We start from the raw sequence: 4,151 nt of genomic DNA, 5'->3' as shown, positions 1-4,151 counted from the left end.
CGGGGCGCCCGCGGGTGGTTCGCCGGGGCCCGGGTAGGCGCGCCGTTTGGGCGCCGCGGCTCCTGGCCGTGGCGACGACGGACCTCCAGGCTCTGACCGTCGAGCTCGCGGGCCTCACGGGCATCCGTTCCGTCGCCGTCCGCACCGAGGACTCCCTGCCCGGTCCGCGGGGCGGCACCTGACCGGCGCCCTTCAACCGTTCCCGGTCACTCGTCGAGCGGGGCGAATCCGAGCACCCAGCCGAGCGCGTCCGCGACACCCCGGGCGCGGCGCCGCTCCTCGCCGGGCCGTGCGCAGTCCCGGGCCGCCACGATCGCCGCCCGCTCCTCGGCGGCGAGTTCGCCGTCCGTGAGGAGCTCGTGCACGGCGCCGCTGATCGGGGCCGGCGTGCCGGGGTCGAGCACCCACCGGTAGGCCGCGGCGGCGCCGTCGGCCTCGGGTCCTCCGTCGGCACCGGCCGCGCACGCCGCGCGGTCGATCTCCTCGGGTGTTCTGACGGCGATGAAGTCCTGGACGGACTCCGGCACGGACTCCGGCACGGACTCCGGCACGGATTCCTGCACGGATTCCTGGACGGCGGACGCTGCTGCCACGGCGGGGGACCTCCCGGGTACGGACCGTTCGGGTGCCCGCCCGGGTGGCGGGCACCGTGAGCCACAGCCACCTACCCTGCACCGGACGGCGCACGCCCGCGCGGTGTTCCCGCCGGCGGGTCGCCGTCGCTCGGGCGGCCGGTCCCGTATCGTGCCGCGCCACCCGGCGCGATGTCCAGGACGAGGAGCGCGATGTCGTCGGTGTGCCGGCCGGTGGCCAGCTGTGGCGGACCAGCTCGTCGATGAGCCGGTCGAGTGGTCCGGCGCCGCTCGCGCCGAGCAGACCGGCCAGCTCGGCCGTGGTCCGGCGTGGTCCGGGAGGCGTCCGTCCCGGGGACCTCCACCAGCCCGTCGGTGTAGAGGGCCAGCAGGGTGCCGTCGAGGAGCGGGAGGGTGGTGAGCGGGTAGCCGGCCGACGCGGCGGCGCCCAGCAGCGGCCCGGCCTCCACGGTGAGCGCGTGGCCGCGCCCGTTCGGGCGGCGCAGCAGCGGCGGCGGATGGCCGGCGGAGGCGACGGTGGCCTGCCGCCCGGTGCGGTCGAGCTGGGCGTAGAGGCAGGAGACCAGCAGGTCGTAGTCGAGGTCCGCGAGCAGCCGGTTGGTGCGGGCGAGCACCTCGTCCGGCGCGGCGCCGGCCGTCGCGTGGGCGTGCACGGCGGTGCGGACCTGCCCCATCAGCGCGGCGGCCGTGGTGTTGTGGCCCTGCACGTCGCCGATGACGGCGGCCGCGGTGCGCTCGTCGAGCCGGATGAAGTCGTAGCAGTCGCCGCCGACGTCGAGGCTGCGGGTGGCGGGCAGGTAGCGGGAGGCCACCGTGATGCCGGCGACGCGGGGGAGGGAGCGGGGGCTTGCGGGAGGTGGTGCGGCCCCCGGAGGGGCGGTGGCACCGTCGGGCACCGGCCGTCCTCCGGGGACCGCGGGGCGCTCAGCGGTCGAGCGCGTCGGCGAGCTGCTTCTTGTTCATCTTCGAACGGCCGTGGATGTTGCGCTGCTTGGCCTCGTTGTAGAGCTGGTCGTAGGTGGGCCCCTGGGCGCCGGAGTGCGAGCGCTGCCCGCCGCGCCGGGAGGACGACATGTCCTGGACGGAGCTGCGGCTGGCGGTCTTCGACTCGCCGTGCCGGGCACGCTCCTTGTTGACCGTCCGGGCGGCGATCTCCTTCGCCCGGTCCTCGCTCTCGCCGCGGTCCAGCACGCTGTCCTTGATGTGCTCGTACTGGCGTTCCCGCTTCTTGCTCGAACCGGCCGGCATGACTCCTCCTCGGGCTCGCTGGTGCCGTGTTGCCCGATCGCGCGCCTACCCCGCGGCCCCCCGCTCACGCATGGCGCCCCGCACGAACGGGCCGCCGCGGTGTTCCGCGACGGCCCGCCGGGCGTACCCGGGTCGTCCGGCCCCGGGCCGGAGCTGCCCCGGTCAGGAACTGCCGGGGGAGATCCGGCCGCGCCAGCCGCCGGACTCCATGCCCTGGTCCTCGACGAACGACTTGAAGCGCCGCAGGTCGCCCTTGACGCGGCGGTCGACCATCCCCATCATGTCGGCGGCCTTCTCGGCGACGCCGTCCGGTTCGAAGTCCAAAGCCAGCCGCACCATCGTGTGGTCGTTGTCGAGACGCCGGAACGTCACCACACCCATCTGCTGGACGTCCCCGCCCACGGTGCGCCAGGCGATCTTCTCGTCGGGCAGCTGGTCGACGATCTCGGTGTCGAACTCACGGCTCACCCCGGCGACCTTGGTCTTCCAGTGGTTGTGCCGCTCGTCGATCTGGGTGACCTCCTCCACGCCCTCCATGAAGCGCGGGAAGTCCGCGAACTGCGTCCACTGGTTGTACGCGGTGTGCAGCGGAACCTCGACCTCGACGGACTCTTGCACCATGCTCATGCCGGCCTCCAGTCTTTCTCGTCCAACAGGTCCGCGACGCGTCTGCCCGGCCGGTCCGGGTTCTAACGGGGCCATCCGGCCCATCGGCCGCCCGGTCGCCGAGCGGGGCGGCGCGTGTCGTGAACGGCCGCCGCCCGGTGCCGCGCCGATGATGGGCGGATGACCCATGCCCCGACCGACACCGGCGTCCTGCCGCAGACCGCCCTGGCGAAGCTGACCGAGCTGCGGGAACTCGCAGCCGGCGCGGTGGAGTCCTGGGAATCCGGCGACCTGCCCGCCGCCCACCGTGCGGTGACCGCAGCGGCCTCGGTGGCGGCCGCGGTGCTCGACGTCCTCGCCGAGGCCGAGGCCGAGGCCCAGGCCCACGCCCGTGCCGCGGCCGACCGACGCCCGGCCGACCCCGGGAGCCCGCTGGCTGCGGGTCCGGTCGGCCATTGGTGGGGCTGAGCGGGTTTCGGCTCCCCCCAGGGGCGCAGCCTCGAAGGGAGAGGGTGCGGCGCCGATCCTCCCGGTACCGGCCGGCCGTCCCCTGCCGTCGTCGAGGAGGTGGTCCGTGATGGCCGGTGCCGCTCGCTCCGAGTCGATCCCCCAGGGCCGTCCGCCACCGCCGGTGCAGCCACCCCGGCCGCCGTCACCGGCCCGCACCGACACACGGAGAACGCCATGGACCTCGGCTTCCTCGAACCACTGATCGGCAGGCCCGGCCCCTGGGCCACGGTCTGCCTCGACACCTCCCGGACCACCGAGGACGCCCGGCAGCGGCAGGTGCTGCTGCAGCGGACCGCGGTGCGCGAGCTCGCCGACCTGGGCGCCGACCCCAGCACCTGCCGGGCGGTCGCGGAACACCTCGCGGACGAGCCCGTCTCCGACTCCCCGCCCGGCCGGGCCCTGTTCGCCGCCGGAGGCGAGGTCGTGCTCGACGTACCCCTGACCACCGCACCCCCGGGCGTGGAGACCGCCTGGGGGCCGCTGCCCCGCCTCGCCCCGCTGCTGGGCCGCCTGGAGGCCGCGACCGCCGACTGCCTGGTCGCCGCGGTCGACCGCACCGGCGCCGACCTGGAGCGCCGCCGCCTCGGCAGGCCCGAGCCGCTCGGTACCGTCGACGGCACGACCTGGCAGGGCAGAGGCCACCGCGCTCCGCCCGCGGACCGCTACGAATGGCACTACCGGCACCGTGCCCAGGACGCCTGGGACCGGTCCGCCGACGCGATCGCCGACCGGCTCGCCGAAGCCCGCTCCGACTGCGGCGCGGACCTCGTCGTCCTCACCGGCGACGCCCGCGAGCGGCGCGCCGTTCACGAGCGGCTGCCCCAGGACCTGCAGCCGCGCACCGTCGAGATCGACGGCGGCGGCCGCGCCGGCGGCATCCACACCGACACCTTCGAACGGCGGCTCGACGAGGCGTGGCAGGACTTCTGCCGGCAGCACGCGGACGAGATCCTCGAACGGTTCCGCAACGGCACCGGCCGCCCCGGCGAACACCGGACGGACGGCACCGGCACCGAGATCGCGCCGGGCGCCGCCGCCGAGGGCGTCCCCGCCGTCGCGGCCGCCGCCCAGCAGCACCAGCTCGCCACCCTGCTGCTCCGCGGCGACGGTCCGGACGCCGGCCGCGAGGTCTGGATCGGACCCGAACCCGAGCACATCGGCATGGACCGCGCCGAGGTCCGCAGCATGGGCGTC

Annotated in this window: 6 protein-coding genes; 2 read left to right on the top strand and 4 right to left on the bottom strand. The window is 75.6% G+C overall.

Annotated elements, in window-relative coordinates; translation table 11 throughout:
• Nucleotides 1-206 precede the first annotated feature (206 nt).
• The 4 genes from ABZ641_RS27825 to ABZ641_RS27810 form a co-directional block, all read right to left on the bottom strand.
• Complete coding sequence (locus ABZ641_RS27825) at nucleotides 207-593, bottom strand: hypothetical protein (protein WP_359985994.1); 387 nt, start codon at nucleotides 591-593, stop codon at nucleotides 207-209.
• Nucleotides 594-664: 71 nt separating this feature from the next.
• Nucleotides 665-1,489, bottom strand: coding sequence for a PP2C family protein-serine/threonine phosphatase (locus ABZ641_RS27820; protein ID WP_359985991.1), 825 nt, complete (start codon nucleotides 1,487-1,489; stop codon nucleotides 665-667).
• A gap of 28 nt (nucleotides 1,490-1,517) precedes the next feature.
• Nucleotides 1,518-1,841: a plasmid stabilization protein gene (locus tag ABZ641_RS27815; RefSeq protein ID WP_359985988.1), complete on the bottom strand. Its 324-nt coding sequence runs from the start codon at nucleotides 1,839-1,841 to the stop codon at nucleotides 1,518-1,520.
• A gap of 162 nt (nucleotides 1,842-2,003) precedes the next feature.
• Nucleotides 2,004-2,468 carry an SRPBCC family protein gene (locus ABZ641_RS27810; RefSeq protein ID WP_344625369.1) on the bottom strand — a complete coding sequence of 155 codons (465 nt, stop codon included), beginning with the start codon at nucleotides 2,466-2,468 and terminating at the stop codon, nucleotides 2,004-2,006.
• Between the two features lie 159 nt (nucleotides 2,469-2,627).
• Between ABZ641_RS27810 and ABZ641_RS27805 the strand changes: the two genes are divergently transcribed.
• Both ABZ641_RS27805 and ABZ641_RS27800 read left to right on the top strand, forming a co-directional pair.
• Nucleotides 2,628-2,915, top strand: coding sequence for a hypothetical protein (locus ABZ641_RS27805; protein WP_359985985.1), 288 nt, complete (start codon nucleotides 2,628-2,630; stop codon nucleotides 2,913-2,915).
• A gap of 216 nt (nucleotides 2,916-3,131) precedes the next feature.
• Nucleotides 3,132-4,151 (top strand): hypothetical protein (locus ABZ641_RS27800; protein WP_359985983.1); only part of this gene is annotated, 1,020 nt, incomplete at its 3' end.

Source organism: Kitasatospora sp. NPDC007106, from assembly GCF_040634455.1.
Taxonomy (GTDB): Bacteria; Actinomycetota; Actinomycetes; order Streptomycetales; family Streptomycetaceae; genus Kitasatospora; species Kitasatospora arboriphila.
The sequence above is the reverse complement of the archived record's forward strand: the minus strand, read 5'-3'. Positions and strand labels throughout refer to the sequence as shown.